Genomic DNA, 20,605 nt, shown 5'->3' on the forward strand with positions numbered 1-20,605 from the left:
CGCCTCCGGTCGATCGGCCGATCGGGGTCCGCCGCACCCCACCCCCCCCCGCTTATCGGTAATGATTTTCATTCTGATAAAGTCCGGGGCCTCACTCCCCCGCACCACCCCGAGGACTCCCGTGTCTCCCCTGCCCACCAGCACCTCCGCCCTCCGCCGCCGCGTCCTCGCCCTCACCGCGGCCGCCACCGTCTCGGCGCTCCTCAGCGGCTGCTTCGCCGGCGGCGAGGAGGTGTCCGGTGAGGGCGGCGACGGGCGGATACGGGTCGCGATGATGCAGCCCCCTCGCTCGGGGCTCTCCCCGCTCTCCGACGACGCCTTCAAGCTGTCGCGCTGGTCCACCGCGGAGACCCTGGTCCGGCTGGACGGAGACGGCGACGCCCTCCCCTCCCTCGCCACGGACTGGCGGCAGCAGGGCCGGACCTGGACCTTCACGCTGCGCGACGGCGTCACCTTCCACGACGGCAGCCCGCTCACCGCCGCCGACGTCGTCCGCTCGCTCTCCACCGCCGCCACGGCCTCCCCCAAGCCGCGGATCCTCGACGGCGTCGAGCTCACCGTCCGGGCGGCCGGACCCCGCTCGGTCACCGTGACCACCGCGACGCCCGACCCCCTCGTCCCGCACCGGCTGAGCTCCCCCCAGCTGTCGATCCTCGCCGCCAAGGCCTACCGGGGCAGGACCGTCGACCCGGTCGGCGCCGGAACCGGGCCGTTCGTCCTCGTCCGCGCCGACGGCACCGCGTCCGCGGTCCTCGACCGGTACGACCGCTACTGGGGAGGCAGGGCCAAGGCCGCCGGCATCGACGTCCGCTACGTGCCCGACGGGACCGCCCGGGCCGCGGCGCTGCGCAGCGGCGAGGCCGACATCGTCGAGGCCGTGCCCGTCTCCCAGGCCGGGCTGCTCGACCCGGAGCTCGTCACCGAGGTCCCCATGCCCCGGACCAACACCCTGTACCTGAACACCGAACGCGGCGCCTTCCGCGATCCGGCGCTGCGGGCCGCCGCCCGTGCGGCCGTCGACACCCGAAGCCTCGTCTCGGGCGTGTACGAGGGCCGGGCGGACCGCGCCGACGGGCTGCTCGGACCCGCGCTGCCCTGGGCGGCGAAGCTGCGCACCCCCGTCCGGCACACTCCGGCGGCCGCCCCGAAGGGCGCCAGGATCACCATCGGCACGTTCACCGACCGCGCCGAACTGCCCGAGGTCGCCCAGCTGCTCCAACAGCAGCTGCGCAAGGCCGGGTTCGAGGTCGAGCTGGACGTACGCGAGTACGCGCACATCGAAGCCGACGCCCTGGCGGGGAAGTTCGACGCCTTCGTCCTCTCCCGCGCCACCGTCCTCGACTCCGGGGACCCCGCCGCCTACCTGTACAGCGACTTCGCGGGCGACGGCTCCTTCAACCTCTCCCAGCTCTCCGACCCCGCCGTCGACGCCGCGCTCACCACCGCCGCAGCGACGGCCACGGGCGAGGCCCGCAGGAAGGCCGTCGTCGCCGCGGAGGCCGCCGTGCTCGCCACCGACGCCGCCGTGCCGCTGCTGCACGAGCGGGTCATCCAGGGCGACGCCGCGAACGTCGTGGGCGCCGCGCACGACCCGCGCGAGCGCGAACTGGTCACCGCCGACACCTTCGTACGGTGAAGGGCCCCGCGCGGGTCGTGCCGCGCCCGTCGGCCGCCGCCCTGCGGGCCGGGGTCGTGCGGTTCGTCGCCCTGGCCGCCGTCGTGACCGCCGTCGGGCTGCTGCCGTGGCTCTCCGGCAAGGACCCGGCGCTCACCCTGCTGCGCGCCCGGTCCGCCGAACAGGCCCCGACGCCCGAGGCGCTCTCCGCCATCCGCGCCGATCTCGGCCTGGACGCCGGCCCGGTGGGCCTGCTCGGCGGGTGGCTGAACCGGCTGCTCCACGGCGACCTGGGGGTCTCGTGGGTGTCGGGCGCCGAGGTGCTGCCGGCCGTCGGCGCCGGGCTCGGCGTCTCGCTGACCCTGATGGGCGCGGCGCTGCTGACCGCCCTCGCCGTCGGAACGCTGCTCGCCGCCCCCGCGCTCCTGCGGGGCCGGGCCACCGGCGGCACGGTCGCGGCGGTGCTCGCGGCCGTGCCCGAGTTCCTGTTCGCCCTGGTGCTGCTGCTCACCGCCGGCGTATGGCTGGGGTGGCTGCCCACCTCGGGCTGGGCAGGCCCCGCCCATCTGGTGCTGCCGGCGGTGGCGCTCGGCGTTCCGGCCGGCGCGCTCCTCGGCCGGCTGGTCGCGGACGCCCTGCCGACCGTCCTCGGCGAACGGTGGGTCGAACTGTGGCGGGGCGGGGGCCCCGGCCGGGGGGGGGGGGGGCGGGCGCGCGCGCCCCCGCCCCGCCCCCCGGGCTCCCGGGGGGGCGCCTGGGGCGGGGGGGGCGGCCCCCGCCGGGGGGGCGACGCCGGGCGCGGCGCCCCCCCGGGCGATGCCCGCGCTCGCCGGACAGTTCGGCATGGTGGCCGTCGGCCTGACCGGCGGAGCGGTCGCCGTCGAGACCGTGTTCGCCGTGCCCGGGATCGGCCGTACGGCGCTGGGCGCCGCCACCTCCCAGGACCTGCCGCTGCTCCAGGGCTGCGTCCTGGCCCTGCTCGGGCTCGGCCTGCTCGCCGGGGCCGCCGCCGCGCTGGTGCGCCGCCGGCTGCTGGGCTCGACGGCACGGGAGGCCGGGCTCGGTCTGCCCGCGCCGGCTCCGCGGCGGATCCCGCTCGCCGTGCCGGTGGGACTCGCGGCGGTCCTCGCCGGGGTGATCGGCTGGGGGCTGCTGCGCGATCCGTACGCCGTGGACGTGGCGGCCCGGCTCGCCGCGCCGTCACCGGGGCATCCGCTCGGCGCGGACGCGCTCGGCCGTGACGTGCTCGCCCGGCTCGGGCACGGCGCGGCGACCACGGTGGGCACGGCCGCGGCCGTCACGTGCGTGAGCTGGCTCGTCGCGGTGGCGCTCGGCTTCGTGCCCGGTGTGGCGGCCGGGCTCGCGGACGTCGCCAACGCGCTGCCGCCCGTCCTCACCGGGCTGCTGGTCGCGGCCGTGGCCGGGCCGGGAAGCGGGGCGGCGGCGCTCGCCGTGACCCTGGTGTCCTGGCCGCCGCTCGCCGCGCACGCGGCGGCGCTGGTCCAGGAGATCCGGGCCTCCCGCTTCCTGCAGACCCAACGGGCCATCGGCGCGGGGCCGTTGTGGGTGTGGACGCGGCACGTCCTGCCGTCGGTGGCCGGGCCGGTCGCCCGGCACGCCGTCCTCCGGCTGCCCGGCATCGCGCTCGCGCTGGCCTCGCTCGGCTTCCTGGGGCTGGGCGCGCGGCCCCCGTCGCCCGAATGGGGGCTGCTGCTCGACGAGTCGGCCGACTACGTGGAGCGGGCGCCCGTCCCCGCCCTCGCCCCGGCGGTGGCGCTGGCCCTGCTCGCGGCGCTCGCGGTCTGCCTGTCGTCGTCCGTCGGCGGACCGCGCGCCCGCACGCACCCCCTTCTCCGCCCTCTCCGTCTTCGTCTCTCTTCTCCTGTCGCTTCGAGGAAAGTCCGGCCCCTTGTCCCGCCCCACGCAACTCCCCCTGCCCGAAGCCCCCATGCCCCTGCTGCGGGTGCGCGGACTGCGGATCGGCTTCCCTGACGGCGAGGCCGTGCGCGGCGTCTCCTTCGACGTGGCCGCCGGTGAGGTGTTCGCCCTCGTCGGCGAGTCCGGTGCGGGCAAGTCCCTCACCGCGCGGGCGCTGCTCGGGATGGTCCCGCGCGGGGCCGACGTCCACGGGCGGATCCTGCTGGACGGCGGCCCGGTCACCCCGGCCGATCTCGGCCGCCGTCTCGCCTGGATCCCGCAGGACGCGATGTCGGCCCTGTCGCCCGTGCACCGCGTCGAGGACCAACTCGCCTTCGCCGTGCGGTCCGTGACAGGTGCGGGGCGGCGCGAGGCGTCGGCCGTGGCGCGCCGTGCGCTCGCCGGGGTGGGTCTCGGGCCGGAGGCGGCCGGCGCGCTGCCGCACGCCCTGTCGGGCGGCATGCGGCAGCGTGCGGTGATCGCGATGGCCCTGGTCAACGGGCCGGCGCTGGTCGTCGCCGACGAGCCGACCACCGCGCTCGACCCGGAGCGCCAGGAGCAGGTGCTCACGCTGCTGCGGGAGCGCTGCGCGGCGACGGGCGCCGCCCTGCTGCTCGTCAGCCACGACCTCGCGGCGGTACGCCGGCACGCCGACCGGGTGGCCGTGACGTACGCGGGGAGGATCGCCGAACAGGGCGCGACGGAGCGGGTGTTGGGGCGCCCGGTGGCTCCGTACACGCGAGGGCTGCTGGCCTCGCTCCCGCGCACGGGGCTGCCCCGGCGTACGCGCCTGCCCGTCCTCGCCGGCGCTCCGCCCGCCCTGGGCGCGATCGGGACGGGGTGCGCCTTCGCGCCCCGCTGCCCGCACGCCGCCGGCGTCTGTCGGCGCGAGGAACCGGCGCTCCGCGAGGTGGACGGCCGCGCGGTGGCCTGCCACCACCCCGCCGGGGAGGCCGCGTGAACGCGCTCCTGGAGGTCCGCGACCTCGACGTACGGTACGGAGCGCGGCGGGTCGTCGACCGGGGGTCGTTCACCGTTGGCGCCGGGGAGGCGGTCGGGCTCGTCGGCCCCTCCGGCTGCGGCAAGTCGACGACGGCCCTGGCGGTCCTGGCGCTGCTGCGGCCGCACTCCGGTTCGGTGCGCTTCGCCGGGACCGAACTGACCGGCCTCGGCGAACGCGCGCTCCGCCCGATGCGCCGTCGCTTCCAGCCCGTCTTCCAGGACCCGTACGGCGCGCTCAGCCCGCGCCGCGAGGTACGGCAGCAGATCGCCGAGCCGCTGCGGGTCCACGGGCTGTCGTCGGCCGTGGACGGCCCGGCCCGGGTGGACGAACTCCTGGAACGCGTCGGCCTCTCGCCCGCCCACGGGCGGCGGCTGCCGCACGAGCTGTCCGGCGGCCAGTGCCAGCGCGTCGCCATCGCCCGCGCGCTCGCGACACGGCCCGAGCTGCTCGTCCTCGACGAACCGACCTCCGCCCTCGACCCCTCGCTGCGCGCCGGGATCCTCAACCTCCTCATGGACCTCCAGGACGGCCTGGGAGTCGGCTTCCTCCTGATCTCCCACGATCACGCGGCGGTCCGGCACGTCAGCGACCGCGTCCTGACCATGAAGGACGGCAGGCTCCTCCCGTGACGCCGCTCGCCCGCCTCCTGATCGGCAGTCAGTTCGCCTTCAACATCGGCTTCTTCGCCGTCCTCCCCTATCTCGCCGATCACCTGGCCGGGACTCTCGGACTGGGCGGCGCGATGGTCGGGCTCGTCCTCGGGCTGCGCACCTTCAGCCAGCAGGGACTGTTCGTCGTCGGCGGCCTGCTCACCGACCGGTACGGGCCCCGGCCCGTGGTCCTGGTCGGCTGCGCGCTGCGCGTCGCCGGCTTCTGCCGGCTCGCGGAGGCCGCGAGCGCCGGCGCCGTCATCGGGGCCGTCGTCCTCGTCGGCTTCGCGGCCGCGCTGTTCTCGCCGGCCGTCGAGTCCGAGATCACCCGGGAGGCGCTGCGGATCGAGGACGCGGGAGGCCACCGCCGTACGCGTACCCTCGCCCGCTTCTCGGCCGGCGGACAGGCCGGCGCCCTGCTCGGCCCGGTCGTCGGCACCGCCCTCCTCACCTGGGGCGGCGCCCACGCCTTCCGCCTGGCGTGTCTGACCGGGGCGGGGGTGTTCGTGCTGGTCCTCGCCGCCCACGCCCGGCTGATGCCGCGCACGCGGACGGCCGGCGCGGGCGGAGGCGTGGGGCCGGTGGCGGCGGGCCGGCTGGTCCTCGGCGAACGGCGCTTCCTGCGCGTGGCGGGCGCGTACGCGGTCTATCTGCTGGCGTACAACCAGCTCTATCTGGCGCTGCCGGCGGAACTCGACCGGTCGATGGGCTCGCAGACGGCGCTGGGCTGGCTGTTCGCGCTCTCGGCGGCGCTGGTCGTGGCCGGTTCGGGACCTCTGGAGAGGCTGGCCGTCGCACGCCTGGACCACTCGGGCATGGCGCGGGCAGGACTCCTGCTCGTGGCTGGGTCGTTCGCGACGGCGGCGCTGCTGCGGCCGGTGGGAGGCGTGGGGGCGGCCCTGGCATTCACGGTGCTGCTCACGCTCGGCCAGATGCTGATCCTCCCCGCGACCCGGGCCATGCTCCCCGAGCTGGTCGGCCACCGGCATCTGGGCCTGTTCACGGGAGCCCTCTCCTCACTCTCCGGCCTGGCCGTCCTGGCGGCGTCCGCCCCCGCCGGCGCCCTGCTCGACCACCCCGGGCCCCTTCCCTGGCTGATCCTGAGCACCCTCCCGCTCCTCGCCGTGGGCCTCGTCCCGGCCACGGGCGAACGGCGGCGCACGGCACGACGCCCGCGTGCCGCCGGCCGGACGGGCGCGTGACGGCCTCGGCGCCCGCCGCCGCCCGTGAAATCCGATGGAGCCCCGGGCTCCGACGAGGCACCATCACCCGGAACCGGGGTGAAGGGGAGCTTGTTTGGACGTGTTCGTGTGTGCCGGGTGCGGTACGGAGCTGACGGCGCCCCTGTCGCGGGTCGCCCTACCCGTGCACGCGCACCACGGCGGGTGGGAGGAGCTGCATCCGCCGCTGATGGAGCCCGCGACGTACGCCGTCGAGCCGCTGCCCACCGGGCCGCCCTGGCGGCCGTGGGAGGAGGTCGGCGAGGAGGAGGCGGCCCGGCAGGGGGTGTACGTGCCGGTGCCCCACGTCTCCTTCGGGACGCGGGACCGGATCGTCATCGCGCCGGGCGACTCCCGGTCCATGACGCTGATCCTCGACAAGTGCGACGGCTACTGCCGGGGCGTGGACGGCCGCAGCGGTCCCAACCTGGCATGCGACGGGTGCGGGCGCGCCGTCGCGACCCGCGTGGACGACTGCGGCGACTGGCAGGCGGTCTGGCTGGAGCCCGACAGGGTCGCGCGCCGCCCCTCGGGCCGTCCGGGCGGTCCGCCGCCCGGCTGGGACGACCTCACGCGCCCCGAGCACCGCGTCCCGCCCGTCGAGCCCGACGGGCGGTGGAGTCTGCGCTGGCACGCGGCGATCGGTGTCGCGCTCGCCCACCTCGTCGCGGCCGCCGAGGACCGCCCGGTGGCCCTCCCCGCCGGTCCTGTCGCCGAGTTGTTGGAGCACGCCGTACGGCAGTACCTCCCCACCGGCCCCGACGCCCTGTCCACGGCCCTGGCCGGTCCGGCCCTTCCGCCGCCCCGCCCCCGCCCCGACCTCCTGCTCGTCCCCCGCCACCCGCTCACCGGCGCGCCCTGGCGCCCGTCCCACGACGAGGGGCCCGTGGTGCCGCTGGACAGCGGGGTCTGGGCGTACCTGGCCCACCCGGGCGAGACCTCGCCGATCCCCGCGACCGGCGTGCTCCCGGAGGGCGTACTCCGCGACGACTACCCGCTTCCGCCGAGCCCCGCCTGCTTCCTGCCGGCCCATCACGGGGCCTTCGAGGCCACCCTGGTCGGACTGCCCGCCGCACGCGCCCTCCGGCAGCGCGGTGCCCGGTGGCCGGCTCGGATCCCGGACGCCCGGTGAGCGGCGTCGACGGGCCCCGAACTGGTGGACGCCGACGCCTGGTCGAGGTCAGCGGGTGCGCGTCGCGACGACCGCCAGGGTGGCGTACCGCATCGTGAAGCTGCCTCCTGCCGCGTCGATGGCGGCGCCGACGCCGGCCAGGACGGCGTCCAGGTCGGGCTGCGGGAGGCGGGTGAAGGCGCCCTGGGTGGGGAGCTGGTCCAGCCACTCGTCGCGGGTGTAGGTCCGCTCCCAGTCGAACCGCCACCGCTCGGCGTCGGCGAATGCGTCCACCTGCCGTATGCCGTCCGCCGCCTTGGCACAGAGGGCCGTGTAGCCGTCGACGGCCGGCACCGCGGACTGGCGGGCGGCGAGCGAGTCGGGCAGCACCCGGCGGTGGACCTCGGCGAAGGCGTCCGCGACGGCGGGCGAGGGCTCGCCCGCGTTCCAGAAGAGGGCCAGCGGGCCGCCGGGGCGCAGGACCTGTGCCGCCTTGGCGGCGCCGGCGACCGGGTCCACCCAGTGCCAGGTCTGTCCGGAGACGACGGCGTCGAAGGCCCGGCCGGCCGGTTCCCAGGCTTCGAACGCCGCCACCTCGACGTCGAGTCCGCGACGGCGGGCCAGCTCGGCCATCCGGGCGTCGACGTCGACGCCCAGGACGCGACAGCCGGCCGCCGCGAACTGCCGGGCCACGATGCCGGTGCCGCAGCCGACGTCCAGGACCTCGCGTCCGGGGCCCGCGGCGACGATCCGGTCCACCAGCGCCTGGGGGTAGCCGGGGCGGGCACGGTCGTAGCGGGCGGCGTCCGAGCCGAACGACTCCGCCACCTGACGGTTCTCATGGGAGCTGCTGCGGGCGGGGCGAGGGGCTCGCTCCGGCGGTAAAGTGGGCATGTGCCCACTATGAGTGGGCGCATGCCCACTCGTCAATCCGGTCGGGCCGGTTTGGTTGGATGGCCGGTCGGCCGGCTTGGTTGGTCTGGTTTGGTTGCTTTGGTCGGCCGGTCGGTCGGTCGGTCGAGAAGAGAACGGGGAGTTGCACGATGCCCACGGGAGTAGCCATGCGCGATGCGCGTGGCCAGCTGTTCGACGCCGCCGAACGCGTCCTGCTCCGGGACGGGCCGAGCGCGCTCACCAGTCGGGCGGTCACCCTGGAGGCGGGGTGCGCCAAGGGCGTCCTGCACCGGCACTTCGCCGATTTCGACGCCTTCCTCGCGGAGCTCGTCCTGCACCGCATCGAACGGATCGAGGACCGGGCCGCCGCCCTGCGCGCGTCCGCCGGGACCGGCACCGTCGCCGACAACCTCACGCAGGCGCTGCTGGACCTGTTCGAGTCGGTCGCGGTGGCCGTCGTCAGCCTCGTCACCTCGCGGGACGGACTGCGCGCCCGCCTGCGCGAGGCCAGGCCCGCCGGCGTCCCGCTCCTGACCGACGCCGCGACGGCGATCGCCGCCTACCTCACCGCCGAACGGGCCCTCGGCCGCGTCACGTCGGACGCCGACGTCGACACGCTCGCCCCGACGCTCATCGGCGCCGCCCACATGCTGTTCGCGGACCGGCAGGGCGTTCCGCCGGAGGCGGGTGACGTCCGGAGGGTCGTCACCGCGGTCGTCGCGGGCGCGGTGCAGGAGCCGCCGGGCGCCCGCGACGCCGGGTGACGGGGCGGAAGGCGCCCTCGGGTCAGTCGAGCCGGGGCGGGGCCCAGGCGTGGTGCCGGAGGATCATGCGGGTCGCGGCACGGGAGGGCGTCAGCCGCATCGCCGTGTTGCGCAGGGCGACGGCCACGGGGTGGGCGAGCTGCTGCCCCATCCACCCGGCCTGCCGGGCGGCGCGCGCGACCGCCTGACTGCGCGGGCGGCGCTCGGCGTCGTAACGGACCAGCGCCGCCTCGACGGTGGGCTCGGCGGCGAGGGCGGCGGCCAGGGCGACCGCGTCCTCCAGCGCCTGGCAGGCGCCCTGCCCGAGGTGCGGGGTCATCGCGTGGGCCGCGTCACCGAGGAGCGCGATCCGGCCGACGGCGTACGACGGCAGCGGTGTGCGCAGTTCGTTGACGTCGTGGTGCAGCACCGCTTCGGAGCGGGTCGCGTCGAGCAGGGCGGGGATCGGCTCGTGCCAGCCGTCGAAGCGCCGGCGCAGTTCGGCCAGCGGGTCGGCGAACCGCACCCCGGCGGGGAGGTCGAGGACGGCGTGCCACTCGGCCCGCCCGTCCGTGAAGGCGATGTGCCCGAACTCGGCCCCGCGCCCCCAGGTCAGCTCGAAGTCGGTCCGCAGGTCGACCGGCCGCTCGGTGAGGGCGCGCAGCACGGTCGAGCCGCTGTGCACGGGGCCCGGGTGGGCGGGGAAGAGGAGGCCGCGCAGCTTGCTGCCGATGCCGTCGGCGGCCACGACCAGGTCGGCGTCCAGGATCCTGTCACCGCAGTGGACTTGAAGCGGGCCGGATCCGGCGGGCCGGGCCGGGGCGGTCGCCGGGGCGGCTTCGAGGTCGATGGCCGGGGCGGCGCCAGGCGCGAGTGTCGAGGTGGCGCCAGGGCCGGCTGTCGGGGTGGCCCCGGGGACGACCTCCGGGCCGGTCACCGAGTCGACCTCCGCGCCGATCAGGAGCGCTTCGGCGGGCAGGCCGGCGCGCAGCAGCCGGTGCAGGGTGGAGCGGGGGATGCCCATGATCGGCGTACCCACCGCCCGTTCCAGCGCCGCGCCGTCCATCCGGGTCAGCCAGCTCCCGCGCGGTGTGCGGGTGCCGCCGCTGTACTGGCCCCGCGAGGCGTCCCGTACCCCCGCGCCGACGCCCAGCGCGTCCAGCGCGCGGAGGCCGTTGGCCGCCAGCGAGATGCCCGCGCCGGCGTCGTCGAGCACGGGCGCACGCTCGACGACCGTCACGTCCCACCCGACGCGGCGCAGGCCGATCGCGGCGGCCAGCCCGCCGATGCCGCCTCCGACGACCACTGCTGTGTTGCCCATGCCTCGCCCTCGACTTTCTACATCTGTAGAAGGAGGAGGCTAACCGAACCTCTACAGGTGTAGAAAGGGGGCATGGTTTCCGACCGACGCACGCTCCTCGCCGACGCGGCCCTCGACGTCCTCGCCGACGAGGGCATCCGCGGCCTGACCCACCGGGCGGTCGACCGCCGGGCCGGCCTGCCGCCCGGCACCACGTCGGCCTACTACCGCACCCGGGCCGCGCTGCTGACCGGCCTCGTCACCCGCCTCGTCCAACGCGACCAGGCGGAACTCCACACCATGGCCGAGGAACTGCCGCCCCTGCGCACGGTCGAGGAGCTGGTGGACGGCATGGCGCTGCTCGCCCGCCGGCGGCTCACCGGCGAGGGCCGCCGCCGCTCACTGGCCCGTTACGCCTGCGCCGTCGAGAGCGTGCGCGACCCGGAGCTGCGCGACCTCCTCGTCCCCCGCGAGAACGCCGGCCGCGAGGCCGTCCGTCTGTTCCTCGCCGCGCACGGGGCGCCGGACCTGGAGAACCGTACGCACACCCTGCTGACCTGCATCGACGGCCTGGTCTTCGACCGGCTCGTCAGCGGGGGCGAGGTACCGCGCGAGGCACTGGAGGGCCTGGTCGCGGCGGCCCTGCGCCCCTGACCGCCGCACCGCCGCCGCAACGGCCGCCGCGAACGCCGCCGCCACGAGGCGGGGCGGAGATCAGCCGAGACCGCGGTGGGCGGCCCACATCGCCCCGGCGCGGCCGGCCGCCTCGGAGACGAGAGCGGCCAGTTCGGGCTTGTCGGGGACCGGGAACGAGACGTACGCGCCCCGCCCGCCGGCCACCGGCCGGCCGTACGCCTTCACGGCGAGGTGCCCGTCCGGGAGAAGCCGGACGTTGAGGGTGGTGAGGGTGAACTCCTCACCGCGCCGGCTGTCCGCCCAACGGAGCGCCTCGGGGATCGTGACGTTGATCGCCAGAGCGCTCACTTCCAGGTCGCTGCTCATGAACGGATGCTCTCACGCGCGCCGGCGGCGGAGCGCGCGGTGCGGGGTGCGCGGTGCGGGGTGCGGCTCGGCGCACAAGGGACGCGCGGTTACGACGGGCGTCCGCCGAACTCCCAGTTGTGCACCTCGACGTCGGCGTACCGCTCCGCCGTCAGGACGGCGCGCGCCGCGTCCGGGTCCGGCGCGCGGACCAGCGCGGCCGTGCCCAGCCAGGTGGAGCCGTCGTCGGAGAGCAGCGGACCGAAGGCGATCAACTCGTCCTGGTCGCACGGCGCCGCGGCGTCGACCGGCTCCCCCGAGCCCAGGCCGATCACCAGGTACCGGTTCCCGCCGTCCGGGCCACCCGGGAACTCCCACATCGTGCGGCCCAGCAGGTTGCGCCACCGCCGCAGCAGTACGTCGCGATAGGCGCCGGCCTGGTACCCCGGCTCGTCGAAGGCGAACGCGCGGGCGGCCGCCGGATCGGGCACGTCGAGGATGTGGACACTGCCGGTGAGCGTCTCGCCGTCATCGGCGAAGGTCGGACCGCGGGCGATCAGCGCTTCCGCGTACCGGTCCATGTAGGCCCAGTGTTCTTCGCGCAGCTCGTAGCGCAGGGGCAGCGACCCGACGCGGTCCCGGTGGTAACAGAGGAACTCCATGCCCTCACGATCTCCCGCTCGGGCGCGGCACGTCGAGCGGCTTTCGAGGGCCGGCCCGGTCTCCCGCGCGGAAGCGACGCACCACGCCCCACGTCCTCCCCGGGGCGGGCCGGGAGTCAGACCGCGCCTCCACTGCCCTGCGCATCCCCATCCTCATCCCGATCCCCGTCCCCGTCCCCGTCTCCGTCTCCGTCTCCGGGGAGGTGGAAGTAGACGGTCGCCGACCGCCAGGGTCCGTGCTCGGTCGTCTCCGACGCGATCACCACGTCCTGGATCTCGGCGGGGCCCAGCGCCTCGACGGCGTCCGCCAGCCGCCTCAAGAGAGCCGGAACGCTGTCGCAGCCCGGCCCGGCGGGGTTCGCCAGCGAGAAGTGGCGCACGGTCCAATGCGGCGCCGGTGTGTCTTTCACCGCCCGATCGTACGTCGGAGCCCGAGCGGCGCACCCCGTACCTCGCACCCGTCACAGCGGGGCGAGGCCGATGACCGGCGCTCAACCCCGAGCCCAGATGGCCGACATAGCGTTCACCTTCACTCCATTGCAACACTCAGGCATATGTCGTTGCATCAATCCAGGCCCCATTGCAATGAATTCCTGGCCTTGACCTGGAATTACCCACACTCCACGCAACATTGACGTTGCATCACTATGGAAAGCAACGTAGCTTTTCTCATGTCGGAAACGCCGACCACGACTCCACGGGAGAAGCCACACCATGCAGACCTTCGCCACCACCGCCCCGATCACCACCATCGTCGACATCCCCGCCGGCCACCTCCGCTTCATCGCCGCCGACCGCTCCGACGCCACCGTCGAGGTCCGTCCCGCAAACGCCGCCAAGAGCCGTGACGTGAAGGCCGCCGAGGACACCACCGTCACGTTCACCGACGGCGTGCTGCGGATCACGGCCCCCGTGGCCAAGAACCAGCTCTTCGGGCAGACCGGCTTCGTCGACGTGACCGTCCAGCTCCCGGCCGGCTCCAGCGTCCAGGCCACCGCCGCCGCGGCCGACCTGCACGGGGCCGGGCGCCTCGGCGACGTCACGTTCGACGCCGCCCAGGGTCCGGTCAGCCTCGACGAGGCCGGGAGCGTCCGCGTCTCCCTCCAGGACGGCGGCATCGCCATCGGCCGCCTCAACGGCTCCGCCGACCTCACCACCGCCCGCGGCGACCTGACCATCACCGAGGCCACCACCGGCACCGTCACCCTGACCACCCAGGCCGGCTCCATCACCGTCGGCGCCGCCCCGGGCGTCTCCGCCACGCTCGACGCCGGCACCACCCTCGGCCGCATCCAAAACACCCTCCAGAACGCGCAGGGTTCGGACGCCGACCTCGCCATCCGCGCCACCACCGCCCTCGGCGACATCACCGCCCACAGCAAGTGACCCCTCGCGGGCCCGCACCCACGGAGCCGTCGGCTATCTTGAACGCGTTCACACTGAACGCGTTCAAGATCGTGGGGGTGGGGCATGGAAGGCAACGTCGTCCGGAGCGGGCAGACCACGCTCGCCGTGGCCGCCGCCGTCTCCCTGCTGCCCGCGCTGGCCATCGGCCTGCCCAGCGGGCTCGGCGGCCTCTACTTCCTGGCCGCCCTCCCCGTCGCGCTCCCGTTCTTCCTCCGGCGCGCACCACGGGCCTTCGCCCGGGCGTGTCTCGTCGTCGGGACGGTCCTGTCCGTCTGGGTGGTGGTGGGCTTCGTCGTGGGGATGTTCCTTCTGGTGCCGGCCGCGGCGCTGCTACTGACGGCCGCGTTCCTGGATCCCTGGACCCGGCCGGGCGCGTGGGGAGTGCTCGCCGTGCCGGTCGTGCCGACCGTGTCCGGTCTGCTGCTCTACGGCTTTCCCGGCTGACGACCGCCGCCGCGGCGGAGCGCATTGCGGTGATGTTTCGGTTATCCACCCGAACAGACAATAAATGTCCTAGTAGGTGATCGTTTCTGCATGATGCCCTCCCCTCTGTGAACACACGTACCAGACTCGCTCTCGCGAGTGCCGCCCTGTCCGCGCTGACCCTGACCGCCCCGACGGCGATGGCTTTCGGCTCCGCCGCCGGGCCGGATCCCGTGCCCGCGCCGCTCGTCACCGCCGCCAACGCGGTGCCCGGGAAGTACATCGTCACCCTCGACCGGACGGTCGACGCGGCCAAGGCCGCCGAGCGGCTGAACCTCAAGCCGACGTTCGTCTACGAGAAGGCCATCAACGGGTTCGCCGTGCCGCTGAGCGCGACGCAGCTGGACATCGTCCGGAAGACGCCCGGCGTGACGTCCGTCGAGGAGGACGCGGTGACTGTCGCGCCGCCGCGGCCGACCGCTCCGGCCGGCGCCCGCAGCCCGGCCGCTTCGTGGGGCCTGGACCGGATCGACCAGCAGATCCTGCCGCTCGACAACGACTTCACCACCGAGGGCAGCGGCGCCGGCGTCACGGCGTACATCCTCGACACCGGCATCGACTACGCCCACGACGAGTTCGGCGGCCGCGCCGCCTTCGGCTTCGACGCGATGGGCGACGGGCGGGCCGGCCAGGACTGCAACGGGCACGGTACGCACGTGGCCGGCACGGTCGCCGGCAGCACCTACGGGGTCGCCCGGAAGGCCAACCTGGTGAGCGTCCGCGTCCTGGGCTGCGACGGCCGGGGCTCGTACTCGGGGATGATCGCCGGGTTCGACTGGGTCGCCCGGAACGCCCGGCAGCCCGCCGTCCTGAACGGCTCCCTGGGCGGTGACAGGTCCACGGCGCTCAACCAGGCCGCCACGGCCCTCCGCTCGGCGGGCGTGCTGCCCGTCATCGCGGCCGGCAACAGCGCGAAGGACGCCTGCACCGTCTCGCCCGCCTCGGCGGACGGCACGCTCACCGTCGCGGCCTCCAACACGTGGGACGAGGAGACGTCCTTCTCCAACTACGGCCGGTGCGTGGAGATCTACGCCCCCGGCCAGGACATCGTGTCGGCGAGGATGGGCGGCGGGTCCGTCGCCCTGAGCGGTACGTCCATGGCCGCCCCGCACGTCGCCGGTGTCGCCGCGCTGTACAAGGCCGAACACCCGACGGCCTCACCGGGCGAGGTCGCCGCGTGGCTCGACGAGCAGTCGTCGAAGGACCTGCTGACGAACGTCAGCACGGGCTCCCCCAATAAGCTGCTCTTCACCGGCGGCCTGTAGCCCACGCCGCCACCCGGGGCCCAGGCCGACGACGGCCTGGGCCCGCGCCGTCGCGACCACCGCGCCGCGCTGCGCCAGGTGCGCCGGGTACGCCGGGTACGCCGGGTACGCCGGGTACGCCGGGTACGCCGGGTACGCCGGGTACGCCGGGTACGCCGGGTACGCCGGGTACGCCGAGTGCGCCTACCCGCCCAGCTCCTCGACCAGCGCGTCCGCCTCGTTTCGCGTGAAGCTGCCGCGGATCTGGATCTCGTTGCCGGGGATGGCGGCGGTGACCGACGGAGCACTGATCAGTCAGTCACCGAGGACGATGGCGATCTGGTTCTGCGGCGCCTGACGGCCGGCCGCCTTCTCGGTCAGCGCGGTGAACCGCCGCCCGTCCTCCTCGTGGAAGGTCACCTGGACCGAGAACTGGGTGTCGAACTGGGTGCGCACCTGCTTCAGCTGCTTCACGCTCATGCGGTCGCCGTCCCGCGTGGAGATCCGGTAACAGGTGGCCGCCTTCTCGTCGTAGAAGGTCGGCGGCGCCAGTCTGTCCGTGCACGCCCCGGCCTCCGCCTGCTCCACGAGCGCCAGCCTGAGGTCCTGCCGCACCGGATCGGGCGTCTCGCCGCGCCCGTTCAGCAGGTAGACGATGCCACCGCCGGCCAGCAGCGCGACCGCCGCCACACCCAGCAGCGGCCCGGTGCGCCGCCGCTGCCGCACCGGCGCCGGCCGCGGCAGCCGTCGCGTGCGCGCCGGGGCGACCGGTGGGGTGCGGGCCGTGGCGCCCTCGGGGTCGAAGCGCCGCCGGGCCGCGTCGGCCTCTTCGGTGCGTCGCCGCCGGTGCCGCTCGATGGCGTCGGACCAGCCGTCCGGCAGCCAGTCGGCGGCCCCGTGCGCCCGGGGCCGGGCGGCGAGCACCGGCTCGATCAGGGCGAGCAGGGCGCCGGGGGTGGGGCGGTCGCCGGGGGCCGGGGCGAGGCACGGCAGGACCAGGTCCCGCGCCCCGTCGGGCAGCCCGGACAGGTCGAGGTCGGCCTCGGCCGCCCGCAGCAACTGCTCCATCGCCGTGCCGTCGCCCATGCCCCGGTACGGGCTGCGGCCGGTGACGAGGAAGAAGAAGGTGGCGCCGAGGGAGAAGACGTCCGACGCCGGGGTGGTCGGCTCGCCGCGCGCCTGCTCGGGGGCGGCGAACGGGATCGTGCCGAGCGCGGTGCCGGTACGGGTGAGGTCGGCGGCCTGCGAGATGCCGAAGTCGATCACCCGGGGCCCGTCGCCGGGCAGCAGGATGTTGGACGGCTTCACGTCCCGGTGGACGAGCCCGGCGGCGTGGATGCCGATCAGCGCCTCGGCCGTGCCGGCCGCGATCCACGGCAGCGCCTCGGCGGGGAGGGGCCCTTGAGAGACGACGAGGTCCCTCAGGGACGGGGCGGGGATGTACTCGGTGGCGATCCAGGGCACCTGGGCCTCGGCGTCGGCCGCCACGATCCCGGCGGTGAAGGGGCCGTGCACCCGCTGGGCGAGCGCCGCCTCGCGGGCGAAACGGCGCCGGTCCTCGGGGTCGACGATCCCGTCGTCGGAGGTGAGCAGCGTCTTGACGGCGACCGTCCGGCCGCCGCGCGAGCGGGCCAGATAGACGCGGCCCATGCCCCCGCTGGCCAGCTCGGCGAGCACCGTGTACGGCCCGATCCGCTCCCCCGGGCGCACGCTCCCCGCCCACCCCTCCCGCATGACGCCTCCCCCTGTGGCCGGCCCGGTCACTCCTGCGAGCCCAGGGAGCAGGCTAGGTGCCGCGGCGACAACCGGTCCACCACACCCACGAGTTGCCCCTGCGGGGCCTCGTCGGTGCGAACGGGACCCCGAGGGTCAGGGGCAGTCGAACCAGTGGCCCACCGATCGGTCGGGGCAGGTGCGGCACTCGAATATGTACACGCCTCCGGCGTCCCCGAGCTCCAGTCCGGCGGGGTTGTGGGCCCCGTCGTCCCGCGGTCCGCCCACGGCGCGGCCGTCGCCCGTCCGGTCCTCCTCGGGGAGCCACGTGCGCCAGGACGCGCCGTCGTACTCCCAACTGGCCACGGTCAGAAGGTGCTCCATCCGGTCGCCGCACGCCTCGCAGTCCGGCCAGACCGGTTCCTGGGTCCAGCTCGGGTAGCCGCCGAGCTTGATCCCGGGCGCCTCCGCCAGGTGGTGCTCGTACCGGAGGCCGGTCTCGGCGTGGAGCGCGTCGAAGCGGCTCTCCAGTGCGTCGTACGCGTCCCGGGAGAGGTCGCCGCCCGGGTACTCGGTCACCTTCTCCGGGTGCACGACGCAGGGAGACGGGCACCACTCCTCGGGCAGGCCGTCCGCCGCCGGGGTCGGGCGCACGGCGCCGACGGCGGCGGAGTCCCGCCAGTGCACCCGGGGCAGCGGGTAGCAGTACTCGCCGTGGGCGTACGGGCACCACAGCACCTGCAGCAGGTCCGTGCCCTTGGGGAAGGGCAGGCCGGGGACGTCGGCGCGGCGGATCTGGACGATGGGGACCATGGGCGTGGCGGGCTGGAGGTGGCTCGTGGTGTCGGTGTCGTAGTGCTCCTCCTCGCACACCGGCCACGCCTCGGCGGCGGGCCACATCAGGGGTCCGCCGACCGAGCTGTCCGCGGGGCCGGGCGTGCCGGGGCGCGGGTGCAGACGTACGGACTCGCGGCGGAGGGGGGCCAGCTCGGGGAAGAGCGCCTCGACGTCGACGGGGCGGGCGGGTGTGCGACGGGACATGCGACCGACTCTAGGACGGGAGTACGACAACGAGCCGGGGACCGCTGTCCGCGGGGCCCTTTGGCCCCAGGCGCCGGCAAATGCGTTGCCGTGCCGAGGCGGTGATCGCATGCTTCCTTGCGTGAGCATTCAGGACGACTCCGCCACGGCCGCCGTCACCCTGCCCGTCCACGTGCGCGATCTCCTGCCCGGAGACCTGCCGGCGTGCGCCTGGTCGGGTTCGCCGACCCACGTCCGGCACGTGGGGCACGAGCTGGCGCGCGCCGCGGCCGGGGAGGTGGACTACCTGGCGGTCTGCACTCCGGCGGATCTGCCCGTGGCGATCGGCGGCGTCGACTACCGGGTCGCGGAGGGGGCCGGCACGCTGTGGCAGCTCGCCGTGATGCCGGCGCTGCAGTCCTGCGGCCTGGGGAGTCTCCTCGTCCGAGCGGCCGAGCAGCGGATCCGGGACCGTGGGCTGCGGAGGGCGGAGCTGGCGGTGGAGGAGGACAATCCCCGGGCGCGCGCCCTGTACGAGCGCCTGGGCTACCGCGCGTACGGGCGCGAGCCGGACGCCTGGGACGAGGAGGCGCCCGACGGGTCGGTCCGGCGCCACGAGACGATGTGCGTGCTCCTGCGCAAGAGCCTCTGAAGCCCGCCCGGCGGGGCCCGCGCCCTCCGTCATGTCGCCGCCCGCGGTTTCCGGGCGCCCCGCCCGCGCGTGCGGTCCATCTCGCGCCATTCCGGCCGCAGGCCCGCCAGGTTGGTGGTGAGGAAGTACGCGGCGCCGCAGGCGAGCAGCGTCGGAACGAGTCCGGCGGCGGCCACCGCCGCGCCGGCGATCAGCCCGCCGAGGGGGATGCCGGCCCAGGACAGCGCGTCGCCGAGCGCGTTGACCCGGCCCAGCATCCGGCGCGGCACCCGCTCGACGAGGACGGCTCCGAGCACGGGGTTGACGAAGCCGGCGCCGAATCCGCCGACCGCGAAGACGGCCAGTACCGCCCCGAGCGGTGCGTCGGCGGCGAGGATCAGGAAGCGCGGCGCCCCCAGGAGAAGGAACCCGGCGAGCACCACCATCCGCCGCCGCAGCCGGTGCGCGAGGACGGCGGCGATCAGGCTCCCGCCGACCGCCGCGGCCCCCATGACGCCGCCCGCCAGGCCGATCGCGGTCGGACCGTGACCGGACTCCCTGGCCCAGACGGGGACGAGCACCGAGGCGAACGCGGCGTCCAGCAGGTTGGTGACGCCGAGCATCACGATGACGGTGAGCAGCAGCGGGTCGCCGCGCAGGTAGGCGAGGCCCTCGCCGAATCGACGCCAGTAGCCGGTGCTCGCGGCCTGTGACGACGGCTCGTCGGCGGTCCGGCCCGTGCGGCGGGGCAGCGCGAGCCTGACGAGCACCGAACCGAGGGCGAAGCAGGCCGCGTTGACGGCGAGTCCGGTCAGGGGGCCGAGCAGTGTCACCAGGGCTCCGCCGACCGCCAGGCCGACGGTGGAGGCGAGCCGCTCGACCGCGCCGGCGAGGCCGGTGGCCCGCTCCAGCGGCACCCGGCCGCGCTCGGCCGCCTCGGGGACCATCACCTCCTTGGCCAGGTCGCCGGGGCCTCGGGCCGCGCCGATGACGGCGACCAGGGCCAGGAGTACGGGGAAGGTGAGCAGGTCCAGGGCGTGGAGCAGGGGGACCGCCGCGGCGGCGGTCGCGCTGGCCAGGTCGGTGGTCCAGGAGACGGCCCGGGGGCCGATCCGGTCCACCAGCGGCCCGGTGAACGCCTTGACCACCACGTAGGGCGCCATCTCGCAGAAGGCGACGAGTCCGGTCCGGGTGGCGCTGCCGGTCGTGACGAGGACGAACCACGGCAGTGCCACGACGGAGATCCGTGTGCCGGTGAGCGAGACGGTCATGGCGGCCAGGACGCCGACCAGGGGCCGTAAGGACCTCTTTCCGGGTGCGCCGCCGGTCGTCATGTCGCGGGCACGTCGAGTTCGGGCAGGATCTGTGTGATCACGGCGACCCGCTCGGCCCCCTCGGGGGCGCTTGCCGCCGTCTCCGGCAGGTCGCGCCGGTAGCGGGCGATGACCGCCGCCAACTCCCGGTACAGCTCGCCGGTTTCCTCGGGCGTGAGCCGCAGGGCCCAGTCGCTCAGGTCGAAGGTGTGGCGCCATGCGGGGGGCATGGTCTGGAGTCCGTTCAGGGTCTGCTGCGTCCGCAGGGCGTAGAGGGCGGCGACGGACTGCTGGTAGGCCAGCGCGGCCTCGGGCTCCCGTTCGGCCAGCTCCGGGTCGTCGAACCAGATCGTCCGGTGTACCGAACGCCACCAGCGTTCCCGTGCGTTGCCGCGTTCGGTGTCCTCCTCGACGAAGCCGGCCGCGCCGAGCTGCCGCAGGTGGTAGCTGGCCGTGCCGGAGTTCACCCCCAGCCGCTCCGCGAGGCGGGTGGCCGTGGAGGGGCCGTGCTTCCGCAGCAGCCCGACCACTTGCACGCGTATCGGGTGCGCGAGGGCGCGCAGCCCCTTGGCGTCCAGGACGACCGAGTCCTGGTCGACGACGGATGGACGGTCCGGCCTGTTCTCGGCATCTCCCATGCGGCACACGGTAGTTGGCGAAGACTTCTTCGCAAAGACTTCTTCGCGAAGATCTCTTTG

21 protein-coding genes are annotated in these 20,605 nt (G+C 75.2%); 12 read left to right on the forward strand and 9 right to left on the reverse strand.

Annotation, left to right across the window (positions count from 1 at the left end; genetic code table 11):
• Positions 1–130 precede the first annotated feature (130 nt).
• The 6 genes from ACFW1I_RS14160 to ACFW1I_RS14185 all read left to right on the forward strand — a co-directional run bounded on the left by ACFW1I_RS14160 (position 131) and on the right by ACFW1I_RS14185 (position 7,537).
• Positions 131–1,636, forward strand: coding sequence for an ABC transporter substrate-binding protein (locus ACFW1I_RS14160; protein ID WP_384669723.1), 1,506 nt, complete (start codon positions 131–133; stop codon positions 1,634–1,636).
• Positions 1,637–2,431: 795 nt separating this feature from the next.
• On the forward strand, positions 2,432–3,607 hold the full coding sequence (locus ACFW1I_RS14165; protein WP_384669624.1) for an ABC transporter permease subunit: 1,176 nt from the start codon (positions 2,432–2,434) through the stop codon (positions 3,605–3,607).
• Complete coding sequence (locus ACFW1I_RS14170; RefSeq protein ID WP_384669626.1) at positions 3,564–4,493, forward strand: ABC transporter ATP-binding protein; 930 nt, start codon at positions 3,564–3,566, stop codon at positions 4,491–4,493. The genes ACFW1I_RS14165 and ACFW1I_RS14170 overlap by 44 nt, the downstream gene beginning before the upstream one ends.
• Positions 4,490–5,164, forward strand: coding sequence for an ABC transporter ATP-binding protein (locus ACFW1I_RS14175; RefSeq protein WP_384669628.1), 675 nt, complete (start codon positions 4,490–4,492; stop codon positions 5,162–5,164). Before ACFW1I_RS14170 ends, ACFW1I_RS14175 begins: the two co-directional genes overlap by 4 nt.
• The gene (locus ACFW1I_RS14180) at positions 5,161–6,387 is read left to right on the forward strand and encodes an MFS transporter (protein WP_384669630.1); all 1,227 of its coding nucleotides are present in this window, start codon (positions 5,161–5,163) and stop codon (positions 6,385–6,387) included. The genes ACFW1I_RS14175 and ACFW1I_RS14180 overlap by 4 nt, the downstream gene beginning before the upstream one ends.
• Before the next feature lie 100 nt (positions 6,388–6,487).
• Positions 6,488–7,537, forward strand: coding sequence for a hypothetical protein (locus ACFW1I_RS14185; RefSeq protein WP_384669724.1), 1,050 nt, complete (start codon positions 6,488–6,490; stop codon positions 7,535–7,537).
• Positions 7,538–7,585: 48 nt separating this feature from the next.
• Here ACFW1I_RS14185 and ACFW1I_RS14190 read toward each other — a convergent pair whose 3' ends face one another.
• A complete protein-coding gene (locus ACFW1I_RS14190) occupies positions 7,586–8,410 on the reverse strand; it encodes a class I SAM-dependent methyltransferase (protein ID WP_384669632.1) in 825 nt (274 codons plus the stop codon).
• 149 nt (positions 8,411–8,559) lie between these two features.
• Between ACFW1I_RS14190 and ACFW1I_RS14195 the strand changes: the two genes are divergently transcribed.
• Positions 8,560–9,174, forward strand: coding sequence for a TetR/AcrR family transcriptional regulator (locus ACFW1I_RS14195; RefSeq protein ID WP_384669634.1), 615 nt, complete (start codon positions 8,560–8,562; stop codon positions 9,172–9,174).
• A gap of 22 nt (positions 9,175–9,196) precedes the next feature.
• On the opposite strand, the gene ACFW1I_RS14200 is transcribed toward ACFW1I_RS14195, so the two are convergent.
• Positions 9,197–10,474 carry an FAD-dependent monooxygenase gene (locus tag ACFW1I_RS14200; protein ID WP_384669636.1) on the reverse strand — a complete coding sequence of 426 codons (1,278 nt, stop codon included), beginning with the start codon at positions 10,472–10,474 and terminating at the stop codon, positions 9,197–9,199.
• Positions 10,475–10,546: 72 nt separating this feature from the next.
• Here ACFW1I_RS14200 and ACFW1I_RS14205 point away from each other — a divergent pair, with 72 nt between their 5' ends.
• Positions 10,547–11,107: a TetR/AcrR family transcriptional regulator gene (locus ACFW1I_RS14205; protein WP_384669637.1), complete on the forward strand. Its 561-nt coding sequence runs from the start codon at positions 10,547–10,549 to the stop codon at positions 11,105–11,107.
• A gap of 60 nt (positions 11,108–11,167) precedes the next feature.
• Here ACFW1I_RS14205 and ACFW1I_RS14210 read toward each other — a convergent pair whose 3' ends face one another.
• From ACFW1I_RS14210 to ACFW1I_RS14220, 3 genes are all read right to left on the reverse strand, one after another.
• On the reverse strand, positions 11,168–11,455 hold the full coding sequence (locus ACFW1I_RS14210) for a hypothetical protein (protein WP_384669638.1): 288 nt from the start codon (positions 11,453–11,455) through the stop codon (positions 11,168–11,170).
• Between the two features lie 89 nt (positions 11,456–11,544).
• Positions 11,545–12,096, reverse strand: a complete 552-nt coding sequence (locus tag ACFW1I_RS14215) for a YciI family protein (RefSeq protein ID WP_384669639.1) — start codon at positions 12,094–12,096, stop codon at positions 11,545–11,547.
• Positions 12,097–12,212: 116 nt separating this feature from the next.
• Positions 12,213–12,506: a hypothetical protein gene (locus ACFW1I_RS14220; protein WP_384669640.1), complete on the reverse strand. Its 294-nt coding sequence runs from the start codon at positions 12,504–12,506 to the stop codon at positions 12,213–12,215.
• A gap of 304 nt (positions 12,507–12,810) precedes the next feature.
• On the opposite strand from ACFW1I_RS14220, the gene ACFW1I_RS14225 reads away from it, so the two are divergent.
• From ACFW1I_RS14225 to ACFW1I_RS14235, 3 genes are all read left to right on the forward strand, one after another.
• Complete coding sequence (locus ACFW1I_RS14225; protein ID WP_384669641.1) at positions 12,811–13,482, forward strand: DUF4097 family beta strand repeat-containing protein; 672 nt, start codon at positions 12,811–12,813, stop codon at positions 13,480–13,482.
• Positions 13,483–13,566: 84 nt separating this feature from the next.
• Positions 13,567–13,947 carry a hypothetical protein gene (locus tag ACFW1I_RS14230; protein ID WP_384669642.1) on the forward strand — a complete coding sequence of 127 codons (381 nt, stop codon included), beginning with the start codon at positions 13,567–13,569 and terminating at the stop codon, positions 13,945–13,947.
• Positions 13,948–14,054: 107 nt separating this feature from the next.
• A complete protein-coding gene (locus ACFW1I_RS14235) occupies positions 14,055–15,251 on the forward strand; it encodes a S8 family peptidase (RefSeq protein WP_384669643.1) in 1,197 nt (398 codons plus the stop codon).
• 294 nt (positions 15,252–15,545) lie between these two features.
• On the opposite strand, the gene ACFW1I_RS14240 is transcribed toward ACFW1I_RS14235, so the two are convergent.
• Both ACFW1I_RS14240 and ACFW1I_RS14245 read right to left on the reverse strand, forming a co-directional pair.
• A complete protein-coding gene (locus tag ACFW1I_RS14240; protein ID WP_384669645.1) occupies positions 15,546–16,964 on the reverse strand; it encodes a protein kinase in 1,419 nt (472 codons plus the stop codon).
• Between the two features lie 135 nt (positions 16,965–17,099).
• Complete coding sequence (locus ACFW1I_RS14245) at positions 17,100–17,984, reverse strand: DUF1963 domain-containing protein (RefSeq protein WP_384669646.1); 885 nt, start codon at positions 17,982–17,984, stop codon at positions 17,100–17,102.
• 109 nt (positions 17,985–18,093) lie between these two features.
• Here ACFW1I_RS14245 and ACFW1I_RS14250 point away from each other — a divergent pair, with 109 nt between their 5' ends.
• Positions 18,094–18,615 carry a GNAT family N-acetyltransferase gene (locus ACFW1I_RS14250; protein ID WP_384669648.1) on the forward strand — a complete coding sequence of 174 codons (522 nt, stop codon included), beginning with the start codon at positions 18,094–18,096 and terminating at the stop codon, positions 18,613–18,615.
• A gap of 29 nt (positions 18,616–18,644) precedes the next feature.
• Here the strand turns inward: ACFW1I_RS14250 and ACFW1I_RS14255 are convergent, their stop codons facing one another.
• Positions 18,645–19,928, reverse strand: a complete 1,284-nt coding sequence (locus ACFW1I_RS14255) for an MFS transporter (protein ID WP_384669650.1) — start codon at positions 19,926–19,928, stop codon at positions 18,645–18,647.
• A complete protein-coding gene (locus ACFW1I_RS14260) occupies positions 19,925–20,545 on the reverse strand; it encodes an ArsR/SmtB family transcription factor (protein ID WP_384669651.1) in 621 nt (206 codons plus the stop codon). The genes ACFW1I_RS14255 and ACFW1I_RS14260 overlap by 4 nt, the downstream gene beginning before the upstream one ends.
• Positions 20,546–20,605 lie beyond the last annotated feature (60 nt).

It is taken from the genome of Streptomyces sp. NPDC058955 (assembly GCF_042741435.1).
GTDB lineage: Bacteria > Actinomycetota > Actinomycetes > Streptomycetales > Streptomycetaceae > Streptomyces.